Raw genomic sequence first — 19,891 nt, 5'->3', positions numbered from 1 at the left:
TACTGTATCATAAACATAATGGAAGGGGGAGTATGCTTATGGAAATTAAGGCAGTGATCGGCAGTCAACGGTTTACTTCCCACGGAGAATTAGAAACTTACTTTCAGCCATTTCGTCAAGCGACGATCGGAGCGGATTTTTCCTTTGCCACTCCATTTGGTCAGCAGAGAATGATTTATGCCGATTGGACAGCAAGCGGCCGCTTATATGCGCCAATCGAACGTAAAATCATGGAGGAAATAGGCCCATATGTCGCCAATACCCACACAGAGTCGAATATTACAGGCACTAAAATGACCTTAGCATACCAGTACGCAAAAGATGTGATGAAAAGACATGTCAATGCGGGTCCCCATGATGTCCTTTTATTAGAAGGAGCAGGAACGACAAGCGCCGTGAACAAGCTTCAGCGCCTTCTCGGCTTGCGTATACCGGAGCAGTTTCGTCCCTATATCGAACTCCCCAAAAGTAAAGTACCTGTTATTTTTGTTACCCATATGGAGCATCACTCCAATTTGTTGTCGTGGATGGAGACAATTGGCGAAGTCATCACGATTCGCCCGACCGCCACAGGAGAGGTAGATGTCCATCATTTGCAAGCGCTATTACACCGATATAAGGACCGTTCTTTAAAAATTGGCGCTTTCACTGCATGCTCCAATGTGACCGGGCTGCAAACCCCTTATTACACCCTTGCCAAAATGATGCATGAGCATGGCGGGCTTTGCTTTGTTGATTTTGCCGCTTCAGCTCCATATGTCTCGATCAATATGCATCCCGATGATCCGCTGCAAAAATTAGACGCCATTTACTTTTCGCCCCATAAGTTTTTAGGCGGGCCCGGAAGCGCGGGGATATTAGTTTTTGATGGGCGCTTATATCAAAATCGCATTCCAGATCATCCGGGAGGAGGAACGGTGCTATGGACGAATCCATGGGGAGAATATCAATATGTGACAAATATTGAAGAGCGGGAGGATGGAGGCACCCCGCCGTTTTTGCAAGCGATTCGAGCGGCGCTAGCCATCAAATTGAAGGAAAAAATGGGGATAGAGGCAATCATAAAAAGAGAACAGGAGTTAATAAGACTGCTTTTGCCTTCATTAAAAACCATTCCTAGCGTGCATGTGCTGGAAGGAGAGCGGGAGGATCGGCTCGGGATCATTTCCTTTATTATCGAAGACTTGCATTATAATTTAGTTGTTAAACTTCTTAATGATTATTTCGGCATCCAAGCACGTGGAGGATGTTCATGTGCTGGGCCGTATGGCCATTATTTGCTTGGGATCGATCAAAAACAATCTGCAAGCATGGTCAAAAGCATGGAGGAGGGAAACTTGTTAGCCAAACCAGGATGGGTGCGCATCTCCTTGCATCCCATTATGACGAATCATGATATGTACCAAATCATTCGTGCGATTCGCTACATTGTACAGCATAAGGAAAGCTTGAAAACGGCATATGAATATGATGAAGCAAAAAATGAATTTTATCATCGTGAAGACGATCGTCATGTCCGCCATCTTTTTACTTTTTAGATGGATCGATTCTACAACTTGAAGCCGGAATGAATAGAACTCTAGGCATATGTTAATGGCATATGGTTTCCATTCCGATTGGAGAACAGGTACAATAAAACATAGAAACCTATATTTATTGAAGAAGGAGAAACCGAGATGAATCATCTATACCATTTATTTCTCCGCACCGAACGGGAACAAATGCTGTACGAACAGGCGCGGCAGCTATCCGAGCAGTTTCGGACGCGCGCAGCTTGGCATGATGAGCAGGCGGCGTTTCCCTTTGATAATTTTGCTGAGTTAAAAGAAGCTGGATTGCTTGCACTGACGGTACCGAAAAAATATGGCGGAGAAGGTAGTTCATTATACGAGTTTTTACTAGTACAAGAAATGCTGGCCCAAGGCGATGGGGCTACAGCATTGTCGCTTGGCTGGCACTTAGGCATTGTCATGAGTTTAGCTGAAGAAGATAGGTGGCCGCCATCGATCTTTGCTCGACTTTGTCAGGAAATTGTTGAAAAAAAGGTGTTGCTGAACAGTGCCCACTCAGAAGCGGCAACAGGAAGTCCGGCACGTGGCGGAAAACCGGAGACAACGGCTGAAAGACGAAAAGACGGCTGGCGGATTTCGGGACGGAAGACATTTACATCGCTGGCTCCTGCGCTCGATTATTTTATTGTCTCAGCCACCATCAAAGAGACGGGGGAAGTCGGTCATTTTCTCATTCCTAAGACGGCGTGTGGGCTTAAAATCGAAGAAACATGGAACACCCTTGGAATGCGGGGGACCAGAAGCGACGACTTAATTTTAGATCGTGTCGAGGTTGAAGAAGAAGCGCTTGTCGAGATTCTTCGTACACCGAAAACAAAAGCGAAAGCGCAAGGCTGGCTACTTCATATCCCGGCATGCTATTTAGGAATTGCGATAGCAGCTCGCAACGACGCCGTTGATTTTGCAAAAGCATACAAGCCTAATAGCCTTCCTCATCCGATTGCTGAAGTGCCGGAAGTGCAGCGGAAAATCGCTGAAATCGACCTTGAACTAATGACAGCGCGTCATTTTATGTATGCGGTCGCTGATAGGTGGGATCGCGATCCGGCCAAACGACCGGAGATGAAAGAGGAGCTGGCGGCTGTGAAATATGTGGCTACGAATGCGGCCGTTCGTATAGTCGATTGGTCGATGCGCATTGTCGGCGCTCAAAGCTTATTTGCAACGAATTCCTTACAGCGTTATTACCGCGATGTCCGTGCCGGCCTGCATAACCCGCCGGCTGATGATATCACCCTTTCCATGCTGGCAACACGTGCGCTGAAATAACGTGCGTAGGAAAAAGAAGAGAAATAGAAAAAACATGCTTGCTGCGGTACGGACACAGCAGAAAAACTAGCTTGCTACTAGTCAGAGAATAGTATAAAGACCGAGGTAACAAAACAAAAGCCGCCTTCCTACTATTTTAGGAAGGCGGCTTCTATTAAAATTAAAGTGCTTTTCGCATAAACTCAGGAAGCTGAAAGCATTGCTTTAGCACCGCTTCGTTTACATATTTTGTATCAGTTGGCACCGCGGCGATTTCCGGAAGTGAAAGCGGAATGTTAGAGCCGATCGTAAAGCTCCATAGTCCGCCTGGATAGGTTGGCACTGTCGCTGTATACACAGCAGCGTGCGGAAATAACTGACGAATATTGGTGTGTGTTTGTTTTAAGATGTCTAAGTGGAAAATAGGTGATTGGCTTTGACAAACCATCAGCCCATCGTCTTTAAGAGCTTGACGGATGCTAGCGTAGAAATCGCGGGAAAATAGCGCCTCAGCCGGTCCTACTGGATCAGATGAATCAACGATAATGACATCATATTCTTTCGTGCGCTCTTTGACAAACGCAACTCCGTCCGTATAAATAAAGCGGACGCGCGGATCAGAAAGGTTTCCGGAAACAGCCGGCAGATGCTCCTTGCAGGACTGCACGACGACTTCATCAATTTCTACCATATCAATTTGCTCAAGCTGCTGATATTTGGCCGCTTCTTTTGCAGCGCCGCAGTCGCCGCCGCCGATAATCAGCACTTTTTTAGCAGCTGGATGAAGCTGTAGCGGAATATGGGAAATCATTTCATTGTAAATATGTCCGTCAATCGATGTCGTTTGTACAACACCATCAAGCACAAGCATTCGCCCAAAATCGTATGAGTCCAAAATCATGACGTGCTGAAAAGCCGATTGCTGAGAAAAAATCACTTCTTTTATGCGATAGCTGATTTTTAAATTTTCGCGATCATCCTCCGTAAGCCACAGCTCTTCATTTTCGACTTTTAAATAAGGCGGTAGTGAATCGTGTAGATGTTTCTTCATTGCAACCTCCTTCAAGCATATTCCGTTTTTTTCACACCTTTCTAATAGTAATACATTTTGCCTCATGTGACAAATATCAAAACATGAAATAAAGAGCTACTGTCCATGATCAGAGGAGTGCATGCCGCCTCCTGTCGAATCCGTTGATTGGTTTTGTTTCTGCTGCTTTTCTTGATCGCCGCTGCAGCTTGTAAGCATCGTTGCTGCAAGCAGTGTGATTAGCCATAGAGTCCCTTTTTTGTTCATCGTTCTCCTCCTTTTTTTCGATCCTCTATTTTATGTATGAGGCACGTATTTTTCATAGTATGTCGTAAATGCAACAAAAATATCAAAAGCCGTCTGTGCATAAGGACAGAACGGCTTATATGAATCGAGAGGAAAAATGAATTCAATGGAAGCGAAACTGGTTTTCGGTGCGGAAACATGCGAGAAGAGATGAAAGGCTAAGCTTTATGATTTGCATTACGGAAGCCGATGAAATATTTGATGGAGCTGTTGCTTATTGGCAAGGAGATCGGCTAATGTATAAGAATCCAGTACATGCAAAAACGCTTCTAATGCTTCGTGAAGAACGTGCTTTAGTTGGCAAGCAGGAGTAATGACACAATGATTGCCATGAGCCGCAAAACACTCGACGAGTGATAAATTATCCTCCGTTTGGCGAACAACCGCACCTAGCCGAATCTCCTCCGGTTTTTTGGCAAGGCGAATGCCTCCATTGCGCCCGCGAATGGTTTCAATCCATCCATGCTTTCCTAATTCGTATACAATTTTGCTTAAATGATGTTCAGAGATCGCGTAGGCTTCGGAAATTTCTTTAATATTCGTTTTATCCCCGGGTTCAAGTGTTCCCAAAAACAGCAGAACGCGCAGGGCATATTCCGTATAGTTGGTTAATTGCATAAGATTTCACACACCTTTAAATACTTTTCGTATTGTCATTTTACCATACTTGCTTTCTTTTTTTGAACGAAAGAAGAATATGAACATTTTGTTAAAGGTGTATTTGAAATATTGCTTTTATCTAAAATCCTATGGTTCAATAAAGATGTATATAAAATACATGTTTTTGCGGAGGGGAAAGAACGATGAATCAAACAGCTTCCTTACTAGATGAAAAAACAATCCGTATCATTCAATCAACCGTTCCAGTGTTGGAGAAATACGGAGAGCAAATTACGAAACGATTTTATCAGTTGATGTTCTCCAATCATCCAGAGCTATTAAACATCTTTAACCATGCTCATCAACAGCAAGGGCGTCAGCAAAAAGCGCTCGCTGCTTCTGTTTATGCGGCAGCCAAGCATATCGATCGCTTAGAAGCCATCTTGCCAGTTGTCAAGCAAATTGGCCATAAACATCGCAGCTTAGGAGTAAAAAAAGAGCATTATCCGATTGTTGGGAAACATTTATTGCTGGCAATTAAAGATGTGTTAGGAGATGCTGCGACGGATGAGATCATCGAGGCGTGGAAAGAGGCTTATGGAGTGATCGCCAATGTTTTCGTTCAAGTGGAAGAGCAATTATATGATGAAGCGGCGATGAAAGCAGGGGGATGGAAGGATTTTCGAAGATTCGTCGTACAAAAGAAAGTCAAAGAAAGCTCATTGATTACCTCTTTCTATCTTGCACCGGAAGACGGCGGGGGCATTAGCGATTTTTTGCCGGGACAATATGTGAGCGTGAAAGTCCATATTCCTGGAGAAGAGTATACACATATTCGCCAATACAGTTTGTCTGACGCCCCAGGAACAGGATATTACCGCATTAGTGTCAAGAGGGAAGCAGGAACGGATGCTCAGCCGGCTGGCGTTGTGTCTCATTATTTGCATGATTCGGTGAAGGAAGGCGACGTGCTTGAGCTGAGCGCGCCAGCTGGCGATTTTACCCTTGATTTGACAAAAGAAACACCGGTTGTATTGATCAGCGGAGGTGTCGGCATGACCCCGCTATTGAGCATGGCGAATACATTAGTAGCGAAACAGCCACAGCGATGTGTAACGTTCATTCATGCTGCTGTCAATGGCCGTGTTCACGCGTTTGATGCTCACCTTGCACGCCTAGCGAAGGAACATCCATCGTTTTCATATGGAGTTTGCTATCAAACGCCTGAAAATCATGATCGCGAAAATCCTTACTTTGTGAAGGAAGGATTCGTTGATTTGACACTGATCCAATCCATGGTTCCAGATTCTCATGCTGACTTTTATGTATGCGGACCCGTCCCATTTATGAAAACCGTCTATCATGCACTGAAACAATGGGGCATAGCAGATGATAGGATTCACTACGAATTTTTCGGTCCAGCCGGCGATTTAACAAAATAGCGTGACGTTTAAGGCAGCTTCTTTGTTTAAGGAAGCTGCCTATTTTGGTATGATAAAAATAAAGGAGGATGGTCCACATGGAATATGAGCTTGCTACATTTGCTGGCGGCTGCTTTTGGTGCATGGTGTCTCCGTTTGAGGAGCAGCCGGGGATTATGAAGGTCGTATCTGGATACACAGGCGGTCATAAAGAAAATCCTACATATGAAGAAGTGTGTACGCATACGACAGGGCATTACGAAGCTGTCCAAATTACATTTGATCCTGCTATTTTCCCTTATCAAAAACTGCTGGATATTTATTGGCAGCAAATCGACCCAACGGATGCTGGCGGGCAATTTCACGATCGAGGGGAATCCTACCGTACGGCCATTTTTTATCATAATGAGCAACAGCGTCAATTAGCCGAGCAATCCAAACGGGAGCTGGAAGCGAGCGGCCGGTTTTCGAAACCGATTGTGACGCAAATTTTGCCTGCTTCTATATTTTATCCGGCGGAAGATTACCATCAAAACTATCATAAAAAAAATCCGCTTCGTTATAAGCTTTATCGGATCGGTTCCGGCCGAGATGCGTTTTTGAAAAAGCATTGGCGTGATGAAAAAAGAGAGGAAATGCTAAGAAAAAAACTGACGCCGCTTCAGTTCGAGGTGACACAGCGCAACGCGACAGAGCCTCCGTTTGATAATCCTTACTGGAATAACCAACGCGAAGGGATTTACGTCGATATCGTATCGGGAGAGCCGTTATTTAGCACGCTTGACCAATTTGATTCAGGTTGCGGGTGGCCAAGTTTTACGCAACCGCTTCGTCCGGAAAATATCCAAACGGAGCTAGATGTAAGCCACGGCATGATTCGGACCGAAGTGCGCAGCCGCGGAGCCGATTCGCATTTGGGGCATGTGTTTAATGACGGGCCGGCGCCAACTGGACTGCGCTATTGCATCAACTCAGCAGCGCTGCGGTTTATTCCAAAAGAGGATTTGGAAAAAGAGGGCTATGGCGAATATGTATCGTTATTTCAGTAAAAACAGTTGGCATGCCAACTGTTTTTTTGTATGATGAGAAGAAATGAAAAAAGAGGGGGATTTTTTTATGCATATTTTTCGAGAACGTCGTTTGCAGACATTTCTGCAAAACTATCAAAATCGTGCCCGTTTATTGATTGCTTGCCCAGATCAGCTGGGCATCGTAGCGGCGGTGACGAGCTTTTTATATGAGCAAGGAGCCAATATTGTCGAATCAAGCCAGTATTCGACCGATCCACAGGGAGGCACCTTTTTCTTGCGGATTGAATTTGACTGCCCGGATATGACGGCAAAGAAAGCAGAAATGGAAAAGGAATTTGCGAAAATTGCTGAGACATTTGAAATGAAGTGGCGTTTAAGTTTACATAACGATTTAAAAAAAATGGCCATTTTTGTTTCAAAAGAAGAGCATTGCTTGCTCGAGCTGTTATGGGAATGGGAGGCAGGAGAACTGCTGGCCGATATCGCTTTTGTGATAAGCAACCATGAACATATGCGCGAGAGCGTGGAAGCTCTCGGGATTCCTTACTATTACATACCCGTGACGAAGGAAGGAAAAAACGAAGCGGAAAGAAAGCAAATCGCGTTATTGAAGGAACATAAGGTAGATACGATTGTCCTTGCCCGTTATATGCAAATTTTATCACCAGCCTTTGTAGCGGAATTCCCGTTTCAAATTATTAACATCCATCATTCATTTTTACCGGCCTTTATTGGCGCCAGACCATATGAACAAGCTTACAGACGAGGGGTGAAACTGATCGGAGCCACTTCTCATTATGTTACGGATGACCTAGATGAAGGACCGATTATTGAACAAGATGTGGCGAGAGTGGATCATCGCTATCATCCAGACGATTTAAAACGGGTTGGACGCATTATTGAAAAAACGGTCCTTGCCAGAGCCTTGAAATGGCATTTAGAAGACAGAGTCATCATCCATGAAAATAAAACCATTGTATTTTCTTGATATTGACCCAAAACGGAATGTCTCCATGATCGAGGCGTTCCGTTTTATTTTATGTTAAAATAAACTATGTTCTAAATAAAAACATAAAAAAAAGCAGGATTTCTATAAATAAAATGGAATGAATATAAATACAACCTGAAAAGTAAAAGGAGGAGGGCGAATGCGGGAAAAGCGGACGTCAAGCGGGTTTTTGCTGAAGCAGCGAGCCTTTTTAAAGCTGTACTTAATTACATTAACTGAGCAGGAACGCCTTTATGGCCTCAAAATATTAGATGTTCTGCGCCAAGAATTTAAACCGTATGGATATAAGCCGAACCACTCCGAAGTATATAAAGCGCTTCATGATTTAATTGAGGACGGAATTTTGAAGCAAATGAAACAAAAAAAAGAAGGAATGAAGTATCAAGAGGTAGTGTATTACCGTTTTGCTGATGGAGGATATGAGAAAGCAAAGCTATACAAGCGGCAATTAAAAGCCGAATTAGACCGCTGTGAGGCATTGATTCGCAAAGCCATTCAAGATAATTTTAGTTGAGAGGAGGACTTGTTCTCCTCCATATCACTAATTGTTTACATAATATGTTTATGTAATACTTGCGGTTTCTTTGCATCTAGGCTTGGCATTTAGTAGAATGATATCGTATGTATTTATAAAGAAAGGGCGACGGACACCATGAACGTTCTATCATTGCCTCCCATGATTGAGCAAATGATTCGAGAGCGAAACGAGCAGTTTGCTCGTGAGAAAGATGCGTATCTCATTGGAAAAGGCGGCTATACAGCCGAAAATGAAACGATTGTGTACGATGCGATCATTGCTTTGGCACTCGGGAAAAACGTGTTGTTAAAAGGTCCCACAGGGGCTGGAAAAACAAAACTTGCCGAGACGCTGTCCCACTTATTCAGCCAGCCGATGCATAGTGTGAATTGTTCGGTGGACTTGGATGCAGAAGCGCTTCTTGGTTTTAAGACGATTAATGAACATGATGGAAAAACAGCGATCGAGTTTATTCCTGGTCCAGTGATCCAAGCGATGAAAAAGGGGCATTTATTGTATATTGATGAAATTAATATGGCTAAACCAGAAACGCTCCCTATTTTAAATGGCGTGCTTGATTACCGAAAAATGATTACGAACCCGTTTACTGGAGAGGTAGTAAAGGCAGAAAAAACATTTGGCGTCATTGCGGCGATCAATGAAGGATATGTGGGAACGGTTCCGCTTAATGAAGCGTTGAAAAACCGTTTTGTTGTCATCGATGTTCCATATGTTCAAGGCGATGCATTAAAAGATGTGTTACAGACACAGAGCCTTTTGAAAGACGAGGCTTTAATCCATCGTTTTGTTACTCTATCGTCTGACTTAATCGCTCAAGTAAGAAATGGGCAAATTTCCGAAGAAGCCGCTTCGATCCGCGCTTTAATCGATGCGTGTGATTTAGCGGTCTATTTGCCGCCGCTCAGAGCCATTGAACGGGCCATTATCGATAAACTTGAAGACGAGCGTGAAAAGGCGGCTGTAAGAAACATCGCAGAAACTCTCTTTGAGTGAGGGTGTGAAAATGAAACGGTTCATTCAATTTAACGATAAAAAAATCGATTCCTTTTTATTCATGCAGCTGTCCGATTTAGCTAAGACGCTGACAAAACAAAGTGAGTGGGAAGTTGAGTTCGGCTTTCAATCATATGTTGACTTCCCAGCTCAAAAGCTGTATGTGAGCTATTTTTGGGATAATCGGCCGGAAACAGAAAAGCTGCATGGCTTAAAAACGGATGTATGCCTTCGCGCCATCGGAACCCTTTATTATACCGATATCGACGCAGTGACAGCATTTATCCAAAAAGCCAATCGATTATCGATTCCCAGCTTTGCGAAGCAACTATTGATGCTGGCTGAAGACTTGCGGCTAGAGGAGCTTTGCAAAAAAGAGCGTCCCGGCACGAAAAAGTGGTTTGATACTCGCCGAGATGTGTATCGCCGCTACTTTCAAAGTCAAGCGCAAGCCAACCTGATAAAGAGCGTCTATACGGATGCTCTTTTTGCAGTGCTGTACTTGCTTTTGACATCTGCATCCCCGCTTGAGGATGTACCGTTCATCCATGAACGCATCGATCCAATGATCCCATGGATTCGGCAGACGATCGGCCATCTGTTTGATGCTTCTTCCACGAAAGACATCGCTCGTCTCGTTTTGTTGCTTACGGAAGCACTAGAGGATGTGTTGGAACATGATATGTTAAACACGTATTTTTATTTGCCACAGCATGCGTATAATCAAGAAGAAGCACATATGACATTGGCAGATCTTAAACGAAGCAGCCGTTTAAACAACTGCGATGTGCTTGATAAGCAAAAAAGCGGGGATGAAGACATTCACGATCAAGAGTTGCCGACGTGGCACCGCGAAACGAGCGATATGACAAAAAGCTTTTTGCAGTTTGAATTGGAACAAGGATCTCGGACCCATTTGTTAGGAAAAGGCGGCCGGCCGGGAGAAGATGGTGACCAGGCGTTAGGAATGGTTCAAGGCTCTGCGCAAAAAAGCAGCCGGAATGAGTACACAAGACCAATCAGCCTTGAGAGGAAGCAGGATGTCCGACAATCCGGCGGCGGTGAAGCTTATGGCAAAGAAAACCGGCATGCGGAAGCGATCTTTCTCACTCCGCATTCTCCTTCTGTCCAAGAACAGGAAGAATATGAGAAAAAGAAGCTTGAGATTATCGCTTATCAAAAAAAGTTGAAAAAAATGATAGAAAAAACATTAGAGCATAAGCAAGCATTGCCACGAACCGATCTGCACTTTGGCCGCTTGCATAAAAAGCTTCTCCGGCTTTGGACAGATGAGCAGCCGCGCCTTTTTTATAAAAAGCGAACCCCTTCTCCGGAACTGGACGCGGTCTTTACCCTTTTAGTCGACTGTTCCGCCTCCATGTACGATAAGATGGAGGAAACGAAGCGGGGAATTATTTTATTTCATGAATCACTAAAATCCGTGCGGGTGTTCCACGAAGTTGTCGGCTTTTGGGAAGATTCCAACGAAGCGATGGAAACGAAGCAACCGAATTATTTCCAAACGGTGATCTCCTTTTCCGAATCGTTAAAGAAACAGACAGGACCAGAAATTCTTCAGCTTGAGCCTCAAGAGGATAATCGCGACGGTTTTGCCATCCGGCTTATGACAGAGAAGCTGCTGCGGCGTACGGAGAAACAAAAATTTTTATTAGTGTTTTCAGATGGAGAGCCGGCGGCATATCACTATGAACAAAACGGCATTATCGACACTCATGAAGCAGTGCTTGAGGCACGAAAAAGAGGAATTGAAGTGCTGAATGTATTTTTAGCAAATGGAGAAATTACGGAAGAACAGCAGCGAACGATCCAGAATATTTACGGAAAACATTGCATCATCGTCTCGAATGTTGAACAGCTGCCAGACATTCTGTTCCCTCTATTGAAAAAATTACTGCATAAAAGCTTGGTATAAATAAAGAAGATAAGGGGGATGTTTCGCTGATGATGAAATTATTTACTGACAGCGATTTAGATGGGGTAGGTTGCGGTTTATTAGCTACTCTTGCCTTTGGAAGCGAGGTTGATGTTTCCTACTGTTCGTATCGAAATTTGAACGAACGGGTAAGGAGTTTTCTTGAGAATCGTCAGCATGATTCCGCATTTGTATGGATCACCGATTTAGCTGTCAATCATGAGATAGAAGAAATGCTGGACCACCGATTTAAAACCGGCAAGCATGTACAAATGATTGATCATCACATCACGGCTCTTCATTTTAATCGACATCCATGGGGATGGGTGGTACCTGTAGATGAATGCGGAAAGAAGACATGTGCTACTTCTTTGTTTTATGAATATCTCATCCGGGAACAAAGATTAGAAAGAAAAGAAATATTGGATGAATTCGTTGAACTTGTCCGTCAATATGACACGTGGGAATGGGATGAAAATAACAATGTACAGGCGAAGCATTTAAATGATTTATTATCTATGCTTGGCATTGATGAGTTTGTTAGGCAAATGCTCGAACGACTACAAAAGGAGTCATCGTTTGCGTTTACTGATTTAGAAGCGTTTGTGCTGCAAATCGAAGAAAAGAAAATCCAACGCTATATTCGCCTTAAACAAAAGCAAATCGTTCAAACATGGATTGAAGGTCGTTGTGTCGGGATTGTTTTTGCAGAACAGTATATATCAGAATTAGGAAATGCTTTATCTAAACGACTTCCTCATCTAGATATGATTGCGATGGTCAATCCGGGAACAAAGCATATCGGCTTTCGCACTACCCATGATGAGGTGAACGTCGCAGAATTTGCCCAAAGATTTGGCGGAGGCGGCCATCCAAAAGCTTCAGGCTGTTCAGCCGATGCGGATGCGTTTCTGCGCTTTGCCGCACCTGCTTTTCAGCTTCCTCCGGTTTATCTTGATGCTGAACAAAACCGTTTCAATCAGAAGGAGCATGTTGCGGGAATCTTCTTTAAAAATCATCAAGATCAGTGGCTTTTGGCTGCTTTTTGCGATGAGCAGAAAAAATGGAAGGTATGGGGAGCTGCTTTAGTGCCTGCGGTTTCTTTTTCTACGTTTGAAGAAGCGGAACGATGGATGAAACGAAGCTTTGCTGCAGGCATAGCGGATGATGCGTTGGTGATCGATTATTTATGCCAGCAATTATCGTGGTCAAAGGATGAAGTAATGGCCCGCTATACAGAAGCTGTGGAACAATATAAAAACCAACACAACTGAGAGTGAAAAGATCTCAGCAACTTTTTTAACGTGTGGCGCTTTCGCTACACGTTTTTTATTGCGATTGAATATGGTGGAAAACAGGGAAGTAGCACAACACGAAAAGCTTGGAGCGGAAGAGATCGTTTTTTTCTTAATATTAAATAATAAATAATGGAAAGGGAGGAAACCACATATGGTTGTAGATATACCTGTCCAAATTCGGACTGCACATGTAAAACAAAAGCGAATGGAGTTATATTATCCGATTGTATACGGATTGCCAAATAAAGAGGCAGAGCACAAAATCAATTATGAAATTACGTTGTTAATGAAAAAATTAATGGTTCAGCAAGGATTTTATCAAAATCCGCTAACGGAGATCACAGGAAGCTATGAGTTGAAAACGAACGAAAGAGGCGTGTTAAGCTTAACTATGAGCAACTATGCTTATTCAGGAGGAGCTCATGGAATGACCGTCGTAAAAGGTCTGACCTTTGATACGAAAACAGGCAAGAAATATTCCCTTCATGAGTTATTTTTACCTCAAACCGATTATGTTAAGGCATTATCAAGTATCGTAGCAAAACAAATTAAAGAGCGGGATATTTTTCTTTTAAATCCGCCTTTTAAGGAGATATCTTCAAATCAAGACTTTTATATCTCAGATAAGGCTCTTGTGCTTTTTTATCAATTGTATGAATTGACCGCCTATGCATATGGAATCCCTTACTTTCCGATTTCTGTGTATGAAATTCAACCGCTCATTAACGAGCAGTCTCCATTAGGAAAAATGCTTTAATGTAAAAATGGTTGATAAAAAGTTAACACAACTGTAACAGTTTATTAGTTTTAATGGACACAGATTTTCTCTATAATAGTAGATAGGAGGTGAGATTATTGAAACAGTATGTATTTGTTTTTTATACAGATCATCCGAAGGGATCGATGTGGGAAGAAACAATTCATGCAGCTGGCATGATGGAAGCGTTTTTAAAAGCAAAAAAACTTTTAGCAGCATACGAAAAAGAAAAACAGGCTTCCGTTCGTGTTCAATATAAAGGTGTGCGCTACCACAGTATCGATATTGCTTAATTCTCTTGGAAGGATTGAATCGCAATGCTTCAAACGCATCCATACATCAACAGCGTAAAAGACATTGACGTGCAGTGGATCCGTGTAGAAATCATCATGGAAAGCCGCTGCACGTTTCATTTTTCTTTTTTGTCTCAATTTAATGAGTTTTTTTGTCTCAATTTAATGAGTTTACTTCATATTTGAGATAATTCTCGTATAACTTCCTATAATTTATATTATGTAAACTAAAATCTGAAAATATAAAAATAGTTATTCGCTACTTAACTTCCCTTTCTTTATAATCAACAGCCTGTTTTGTTCTTTTTAGTTTCTGAATTTTACATATTTTACTATCTTGTATATAGACAAATAAGAACGCATTTGCTAATGTTTACATAAATAATCTCGATCTCGATGAGTTACTGATGAAGATGTTTCATGAGTTTTATCCCAATGAAAAAGAGAAGCAAAGATAAAAGACCTCCCCTTTAGTTAGCCTAAAGGGGATTTTGATATCTTACTGCTTATATGTTTGTGAGGATACAAGGAAGCTTCAGCTATTCTTCGGACAAAGGATTGTATATCTTTCTTAATTAATACTGCCAGTTTACATTTACTGTTCCTGTTGTACTCGTAGGTGTAGTATAAACGTGATTGGAACCGCTTTCCCAAATAACATTGCCACTTCCGTCTTTTTTAATAAACTTAAACTCAATTGTCTTTCCTTCTGGTACGCTGACATCAACATACCATGTAGGATAGGAGTAAATAACTTGGTTAAATAATGGACCAATTGCTTTGCTTGTATTCCAATTGCCAAGTTCATGCACATTACCGACAAGATAAACGTTTTCTCCCCAGTTTGTGTTGGCGTTGTTTACAACAAAACGAACAGATACTTGGTCATTCGTTAATACTTCAAAATTATCATAGGCAGCGCTCACTTGCCCTCCGGATGTTTGGACGGTAATGTTATATTTTCCTGCAGGTATATTCGGTACAGTTACAGTGATTTGATTGTTAGACCAAGACACTACGGATGCGACTGTGTTTCCGAATTTCACGGTACCAACATTTGTTCCGAATCCTTCACCGTCAATGGTTAATTTGTGACCGACCTGCCCCATCATCGGTCCAATATGACCAATAATTGGCACACTTTCTGCTGCACTATATGTCCATACACCAACTTCCCCTGGTCCTAAGTTAAATGCGTTAACTGCCCCATTTGAACCGACTTGAATTGTATTTCCGTCTAAAAGAGCGCCAAGCTGATCCGTATAGGTTCCTGATGGTAATGCTGTAAATAGGCCAGTAATCGAATAGCTTTTGCTTAAACTGCGATTAACAGCGACTAACACAACATCTTTTCCAAACTGTCTCTCATAAATGTATACATCACTATTAATCCATCTCTGTTCTGTATCGCCATAAGAGAGCGCCGGATTGCTTCGTCGAAGGGAAGATAGTTTCTGAATTACTTGATAAGCACGGGTATTTTTATTAAATGAAGTCATCATTTTACGGTTATTAGGATCACCGTTTCCAGTCATATATTGTTCCGTACCATAATAAATATTCGGCACACCACGGGATGTCAATAAAACGGCGAGTGCTATATCAACCTTGCGTGGATCTCCCTCGTCAGCCATAAACCGATCCATATCATGATTGTCTATGAATGTTACTTGATCGATAACCTCATCGTATGCCGATGCTGTATCTTGAATCATTTGGTTAAATCCATACCAATCATCGCTGTTATTGCGCAATACTTGGCGAAGCTTTTGTCCGAAACGAAAATCAAGTAAACTCATTCCACTTTCATTCGCGAAGAAGTGATTATTGGAATCAACTTCATTTTCTGACAAAAACCATTCCCCAAATGTAAAGACAGGACGATAGTCATAAACCTCATCCATGAACGATTTTTGCCAGCCGAATGGCATGTGCTTAACCGCATCCATGCGGATACCGTCAATCCCCATATCGAGCCACAATTTTATCGCATCTTTTAAATATTTATCAATAAATTGATTTTGATGATTAAAGTCTGCCAAATCAAACAAATTCCGATAAATACCATCCTCTAAGTTTGAAAACGTCGTTCCGCCATTGTGATGGAAATAACTATTGGTATCATTTGTGTAACCACCAATTAACGTACCGTTATCATAAAGACGACCATTTTCCATATAAGAAGGATTAGTTTCTGAAGCAGGAGAAGTATGATTCGGTGCAAAGTCAATGATTACTTTTATTCCTTTAGCATGTGCGGCATCGACTAAGCGTTGGAAATCACTTAGGGTACCGAAGAAGGGGTTCGTCTTTTTAAAGTCACGTGCCCAATAACCGTGGTATGATGTAGAGCCATCGGCATCGTTCATAACAGCAAATACATTTTCCACTGGTTGGGATATCCATATCGCTGTTACACCCATTTCTGTTAAATATCCATCGTTAATTTTGTTAATAATACCTTGCCAATCACCACCGCAATACTTGCGTAAATTCGTACATCCTGAGCTAAATAAGGATCCACTTGGATTATTAGATGTATTTCCATCCACAAAGCGGTCTACCACAATTTGATAAACAATATCCGATGTAAAGTTTACCTTATTAAGATTTCCAGCTGCTTCAACGGTAACTTTCTGTGTATCAGAAACCAAAAAAAATGCGCTGAATACAAGTGACATGCTCAAAACCACCGAAAGCCATCTTTTCATGCAATGATCCTCCTTATACTTAATAATAGCTTTTAAAATGGTAGAGTTGCTAAGGATGACCTCACCTCCTAATATATAAAAACCCCGTCATATCAATAAAGATACGACGGGGTTGTGTTTCCATCTCCAATCAATGAAAACAAGCATTGCCCTCAGATTGAAACACCAACAACGAAGTCATTTTTATAATATTCTGTCTGTTATTTCTTGTCAAGACGGTAAGTGGCAAGGAAGGTAAAAAGGAACAAGAATTATTATTTCGTCTTAAGAAGTTGTTTTCCAACTCCCTTTCCCCGGCTCACATCTCGAACATACGCACTCACCTCTCAGCGATCTGATACCTTACTTTTACACCAGCCTTTAATGCCTTCTTCATCTTCAGCGACTACACATAAATTTGCGGCAATAGTCGATTCCCATTTTTCTAATGACGGTACTGTCGTTTCAACGTTGCTTGTCCTGCCGCAATTCCTTGCTTGTAAATTTCCTTAACTTGCAGCAATCCTCTATATTAAAAATCCCTCCTTATTTTCATTTTCGTTAAATTTGTAAGCATTATGTCATTATTTTAATCTTAATTTTTGTTAAGATATCTTTTTCGACATGATATACACTTTGACCATTCATATAACTTCATTCATGTTCTAATTTGTTTATCAAACTTTTTGCTTCTTTAGCATCTCCCTTTAAATACAATTATAGTTCCCTTCTGCCTATTTGAAGGGAACCTCCGCATGGCTAAAAATATAAACGAAGCTAAAAAACATCAACTGCTAATGGTGAACGTCTTGAAAAGTAATCACGCGATGGTTAATTTGGTGACTTTTGCTTTTTTGAAATCACATCACATTCCTCTTCTTTTATTATTGTTCTGTGGCAAGTGCTTCTCTATCCTCCGCCATTGGTGGCTGTTCCACCCATTTGTTTTTAATCATCAAACTAAACGCATCCTTCATATACTGCGCAAGTTCCGCCATGAACCTTGCATAATGAAGGGATAAGTCCGCGCGCTGGCAAGATCCTATCGCTGTTCCATACAGAGACAAGGTAGTAGAACCAAAAAGGGTCTTATGATACATCATCAAGCGATCAGAAAAAGGGGCAACGGTAGAATTTGTAATTTCCGCTTCCTCTGATTTTGGAGTAGAGAGCTGTTCTTGAGATAAGATGGATTCCATGACTTCAACTTGTTTCGTGTAAATTTCTACCCCTCTCCATAAATGTTTGCTGACTTCTTTGGATTGAGCTACTTGAGCGAAAGCCATCGTAAAGGCTTTGCTTAGCTGAATTTTTTTCAAATCCCAATATACATGGCTAATCTCTATACAGCTGAGCGGCCTTTTTCCTCCTAGAAAGCTTCCCATAAAACGTTTACTTTCAATAAACTCCACCTCTTTACGAGGATAGATGTATGGGGGCCTTGATACAAATCCTTTTTGCAATAGTAGATCGATGGACTGATTAAAGAGTTCCATCGATTCATCTTCACATTGAATAAAGTAATCCCTTACATCTTTACGTATCGCTGTGGCGATGGCACCAGCATACAAAGCCATCCCGTTAACCGCCATCAAGTACGTGTAAGTTAAACAAATTTCGTCTGAAAACAGCCTAGGAGCACTCAGATTGACATCGGCCTCATTAAATCCGTGAGGAATCGGGAACTCATCTTGACTTAAATAGTCCTTTACTTTTGTTATGTGGCTCTCTGCTAATTTAAAGGCAAACTCTAGAATAGGACAAATAGATGCATCCTTCACAATATTCAACATGTATTTGTAAACACAAATGGCCATTGTGTCACTTTGATATTGCGACCAAAGGGCAGCAATTTCTGGGGCGGTTAGCCTTATATAATGGGGTGTTTGTTTGCTTACATTGTCAATCTCCTGGTTCATATGTTGTATCCCTCCACCATTCTTTGTTTCGTGTATGTATTATTATGCACAGAAACAGATTTCTCATATGTGGTATTATTCCCGTTGATTTATAAAATAACATAAATAAAAATCATGTCGTTTATGCATACTACTTTTAATTATGGATTAAGCACGATTTGGCCATTCCTAAATAAATAAGACAGGAAGCTTATTTGCTCCTGTCAAGTTTTTTTTAAAACATGGATTTTAGTTTATAAAAGAAAAATAACCAATTAGGGATCATATATGATGGGAAAGTTAGATAACAATTCTGCTTTTCGATTCCTCGTTTATTGTATGAATTTGACCCATTTCTTCTCCTCTTATCTATAACTAAATGTAACAATGATTTCGGACTGAAAAGCTTCAACGTTTACTTGAAGGTTATCAATTTTTTTAGTTCCTAAATTTTTCATGAAAGTCTCTCGGCTATTGTAATTCATCCAAAACTCCTGATGTGAGTGATAAAGAGGGTACACATACGCAAATACCTTTTCCCCTGTTCCTTGTCCAAACAAGGCTTCCAAACTGTTTTTTAATTTGTCTTTGATGTATGTTTCGGCGTATTCCCCTTTTATCCGATTGTGATAGTCATCCCAAAGACGATTGATGAACAAGGAGATGACAATTTTATCACTGTGATTAGAATAATGGGGCTTTTGATAGGCTTGGTCCCACATTAGAAAAGAAAAATTATAATTAGCTTTTGCTATAAAGGCAGGATTTCTCCCAAATTGAATCGCCACTCTCGACTCTGCCGCATTGCTAGAATTGTAGGATACTTTTGTGTAATAGCGGGTATCTATCAGTGCCTGTACCACACTGTAAATTTGCCGCTGGATGTACGGGTTGATTTTGCTGCCAGGCAATTTTGGATTCATGTTGTCAAAATAGAAAGCGCCATTTTTCACTTGGAAGGTTTCAAATGAGAGATGGTCTTTGTATTTTTCCGGATTAAAAGGACTGCCCGTTAAAGCGCGATAAATGCACGCTGCCATTTGGGCTCGCGTGACATAATGGTTGGGCTTGAAGGTTAAATCCATATATCCGTTAGTGACCTCGTTTGCGGCCAATTTATCGATATAGGAATATGCCCAGAACTTAGCGTTTACGTCTTTAAAATCTACCGGATAGTCGCCTTTTAACATTCTTCAGTCGAGAAGTCTCCCACTTCTAAATCTTGCGAAGCTTGATGAAAGTGGGAGATGAATCGACTTCGGACAAGGACAGGCT

17 protein-coding genes are annotated in these 19,891 nt (G+C 41.6%); 11 read left to right on the top strand and 6 right to left on the bottom strand.

Annotated elements, in window-relative coordinates; translation table 11 throughout:
• Positions 1 to 38: 38 nt before the first annotated feature.
• Both GGQ95_RS00085 and GGQ95_RS00080 read left to right on the top strand, forming a co-directional pair.
• Positions 39 to 1,538, top strand: coding sequence for an aminotransferase class V-fold PLP-dependent enzyme (locus GGQ95_RS00085; protein ID WP_183186179.1), 1,500 nt, complete (start codon positions 39 to 41; stop codon positions 1,536 to 1,538).
• Between the two features lie 138 nt (positions 1,539 to 1,676).
• Positions 1,677 to 2,840 (top strand): acyl-CoA dehydrogenase family protein, encoded by a 1,164-nt coding sequence (locus GGQ95_RS00080; protein WP_183186178.1) that lies wholly within the window; start codon positions 1,677 to 1,679, stop codon positions 2,838 to 2,840.
• A gap of 160 nt (positions 2,841 to 3,000) precedes the next feature.
• Here the strand turns inward: GGQ95_RS00080 and speE are convergent, their stop codons facing one another.
• From speE to GGQ95_RS00065, 3 genes are all read right to left on the bottom strand, one after another.
• Entirely contained in the window at positions 3,001 to 3,870 is an 870-nt protein-coding gene (speE, locus tag GGQ95_RS00075) for a polyamine aminopropyltransferase (RefSeq protein WP_183186177.1), read from the bottom strand.
• A gap of 96 nt (positions 3,871 to 3,966) precedes the next feature.
• Positions 3,967 to 4,116, bottom strand: coding sequence for a hypothetical protein (locus GGQ95_RS00070; protein WP_156450534.1), 150 nt, complete (start codon positions 4,114 to 4,116; stop codon positions 3,967 to 3,969).
• A 216-nt stretch (positions 4,117 to 4,332) separates the two neighbouring features.
• Positions 4,333 to 4,773 carry an Rrf2 family transcriptional regulator gene (locus tag GGQ95_RS00065; protein WP_066149295.1) on the bottom strand — a complete coding sequence of 147 codons (441 nt, stop codon included), beginning with the start codon at positions 4,771 to 4,773 and terminating at the stop codon, positions 4,333 to 4,335.
• A 185-nt stretch (positions 4,774 to 4,958) separates the two neighbouring features.
• Between GGQ95_RS00065 and hmpA the strand changes: the two genes are divergently transcribed.
• From hmpA to GGQ95_RS00020, 9 genes are all read left to right on the top strand, one after another.
• The gene (hmpA, locus tag GGQ95_RS00060; protein ID WP_066149297.1) at positions 4,959 to 6,197 is read left to right on the top strand and encodes an NO-inducible flavohemoprotein; all 1,239 of its coding nucleotides are present in this window, start codon (positions 4,959 to 4,961) and stop codon (positions 6,195 to 6,197) included.
• Positions 6,198 to 6,274: 77 nt separating this feature from the next.
• Positions 6,275 to 7,225: a peptide-methionine (S)-S-oxide reductase MsrA gene (msrA, locus tag GGQ95_RS00055; RefSeq protein WP_080861988.1), complete on the top strand. Its 951-nt coding sequence runs from the start codon at positions 6,275 to 6,277 to the stop codon at positions 7,223 to 7,225.
• A gap of 67 nt (positions 7,226 to 7,292) precedes the next feature.
• A complete protein-coding gene (gene purU, locus GGQ95_RS00050; protein ID WP_066149301.1) occupies positions 7,293 to 8,195 on the top strand; it encodes a formyltetrahydrofolate deformylase in 903 nt (300 codons plus the stop codon).
• A gap of 160 nt (positions 8,196 to 8,355) precedes the next feature.
• A complete protein-coding gene (locus tag GGQ95_RS00045) occupies positions 8,356 to 8,730 on the top strand; it encodes a replication termination protein (protein WP_044742130.1) in 375 nt (124 codons plus the stop codon).
• Between the two features lie 138 nt (positions 8,731 to 8,868).
• Positions 8,869 to 9,747: an ATP-binding protein gene (locus GGQ95_RS00040; RefSeq protein WP_183186176.1), complete on the top strand. Its 879-nt coding sequence runs from the start codon at positions 8,869 to 8,871 to the stop codon at positions 9,745 to 9,747.
• A gap of 10 nt (positions 9,748 to 9,757) precedes the next feature.
• Positions 9,758 to 11,680, top strand: a complete 1,923-nt coding sequence (locus GGQ95_RS00035) for a vWA domain-containing protein (RefSeq protein ID WP_183186175.1) — start codon at positions 9,758 to 9,760, stop codon at positions 11,678 to 11,680.
• 29 nt (positions 11,681 to 11,709) lie between these two features.
• Positions 11,710 to 12,954, top strand: a complete 1,245-nt coding sequence (locus tag GGQ95_RS00030) for a DHH family phosphoesterase (RefSeq protein WP_066149307.1) — start codon at positions 11,710 to 11,712, stop codon at positions 12,952 to 12,954.
• A 175-nt stretch (positions 12,955 to 13,129) separates the two neighbouring features.
• Entirely contained in the window at positions 13,130 to 13,735 is a 606-nt protein-coding gene (locus GGQ95_RS00025) for a DUF3298 and DUF4163 domain-containing protein (RefSeq protein ID WP_183186174.1), read from the top strand.
• 98 nt (positions 13,736 to 13,833) lie between these two features.
• Positions 13,834 to 14,028, top strand: a complete 195-nt coding sequence (locus GGQ95_RS00020) for a hypothetical protein (protein WP_066149311.1) — start codon at positions 13,834 to 13,836, stop codon at positions 14,026 to 14,028.
• 575 nt (positions 14,029 to 14,603) lie between these two features.
• Here the strand turns inward: GGQ95_RS00020 and GGQ95_RS00015 are convergent.
• From GGQ95_RS00015 to GGQ95_RS00005, 3 genes are all read right to left on the bottom strand, one after another.
• Positions 14,604 to 16,739 carry an alpha-amylase family glycosyl hydrolase gene (locus tag GGQ95_RS00015; RefSeq protein ID WP_183186173.1) on the bottom strand — a complete coding sequence of 712 codons (2,136 nt, stop codon included), beginning with the start codon at positions 16,737 to 16,739 and terminating at the stop codon, positions 14,604 to 14,606.
• An 863-nt stretch (positions 16,740 to 17,602) separates the two neighbouring features.
• Positions 17,603 to 18,637 (bottom strand): DUF3231 family protein, encoded by a 1,035-nt coding sequence (locus GGQ95_RS00010; RefSeq protein ID WP_183186172.1) that lies wholly within the window; start codon positions 18,635 to 18,637, stop codon positions 17,603 to 17,605.
• Positions 18,638 to 18,981: 344 nt separating this feature from the next.
• Entirely contained in the window at positions 18,982 to 19,806 is an 825-nt protein-coding gene (locus tag GGQ95_RS00005) for an S-layer homology domain-containing protein (RefSeq protein WP_183186171.1), read from the bottom strand.
• Between the last annotated feature and the right edge of the window lie 85 nt (positions 19,807 to 19,891).

Origin of the sequence: Anoxybacteroides rupiense (assembly GCF_014196195.1) — a bacterium.
GTDB classification, from domain to species: domain Bacteria; phylum Bacillota; class Bacilli; order Bacillales; family Anoxybacillaceae; genus Anoxybacteroides; species Anoxybacteroides rupiense.
This window is presented reverse-complemented; position numbering and strand designations above follow the sequence as displayed.

What these genes read in the sequence shown, in the direction of transcription:
- GGQ95_RS00045 (WP_044742130.1), top strand. Translation starts at nt 8,356, where the DNA reads ATGCGGGAAAAGCGGACGTCAAGCGGGTTTTTGCTGAAGCAGCGAGCC.
- GGQ95_RS00040 (WP_183186176.1), top strand. Translation starts at nt 8,869, where the DNA reads ATGAACGTTCTATCATTGCCTCCCATGATTGAGCAAATGATTCGAGAG.
- GGQ95_RS00065 (WP_066149295.1), bottom strand. Translation starts at nt 4,773, where the DNA reads ATGCAATTAACCAACTATACGGAATATGCCCTGCGCGTTCTGCTGTTT.
- GGQ95_RS00010 (WP_183186172.1), bottom strand. Translation starts at nt 18,637, where the DNA reads ATGAACCAGGAGATTGACAATGTAAGCAAACAAACACCCCATTATATA.
- speE (WP_183186177.1), bottom strand. Translation starts at nt 3,870, where the DNA reads ATGAAGAAACATCTACACGATTCACTACCGCCTTATTTAAAAGTCGAA.
- msrA (WP_080861988.1), top strand. Translation starts at nt 6,275, where the DNA reads ATGGAATATGAGCTTGCTACATTTGCTGGCGGCTGCTTTTGGTGCATG.
- GGQ95_RS00030 (WP_066149307.1), top strand. Translation starts at nt 11,710, where the DNA reads ATGATGAAATTATTTACTGACAGCGATTTAGATGGGGTAGGTTGCGGT.
- GGQ95_RS00085 (WP_183186179.1), top strand. Translation starts at nt 39, where the DNA reads ATGGAAATTAAGGCAGTGATCGGCAGTCAACGGTTTACTTCCCACGGA.
- purU (WP_066149301.1), top strand. Translation starts at nt 7,293, where the DNA reads ATGCATATTTTTCGAGAACGTCGTTTGCAGACATTTCTGCAAAACTAT.
- GGQ95_RS00005 (WP_183186171.1), bottom strand. Translation starts at nt 19,806, where the DNA reads ATGTTAAAAGGCGACTATCCGGTAGATTTTAAAGACGTAAACGCTAAG.
- hmpA (WP_066149297.1), top strand. Translation starts at nt 4,959, where the DNA reads ATGAATCAAACAGCTTCCTTACTAGATGAAAAAACAATCCGTATCATT.
- GGQ95_RS00035 (WP_183186175.1), top strand. Translation starts at nt 9,758, where the DNA reads ATGAAACGGTTCATTCAATTTAACGATAAAAAAATCGATTCCTTTTTA.
- GGQ95_RS00015 (WP_183186173.1), bottom strand. Translation starts at nt 16,739, where the DNA reads ATGAAAAGATGGCTTTCGGTGGTTTTGAGCATGTCACTTGTATTCAGC.
- GGQ95_RS00070 (WP_156450534.1), bottom strand. Translation starts at nt 4,116, where the DNA reads ATGAACAAAAAAGGGACTCTATGGCTAATCACACTGCTTGCAGCAACG.
- GGQ95_RS00025 (WP_183186174.1), top strand. Translation starts at nt 13,130, where the DNA reads ATGGTTGTAGATATACCTGTCCAAATTCGGACTGCACATGTAAAACAA.
- GGQ95_RS00080 (WP_183186178.1), top strand. Translation starts at nt 1,677, where the DNA reads ATGAATCATCTATACCATTTATTTCTCCGCACCGAACGGGAACAAATG.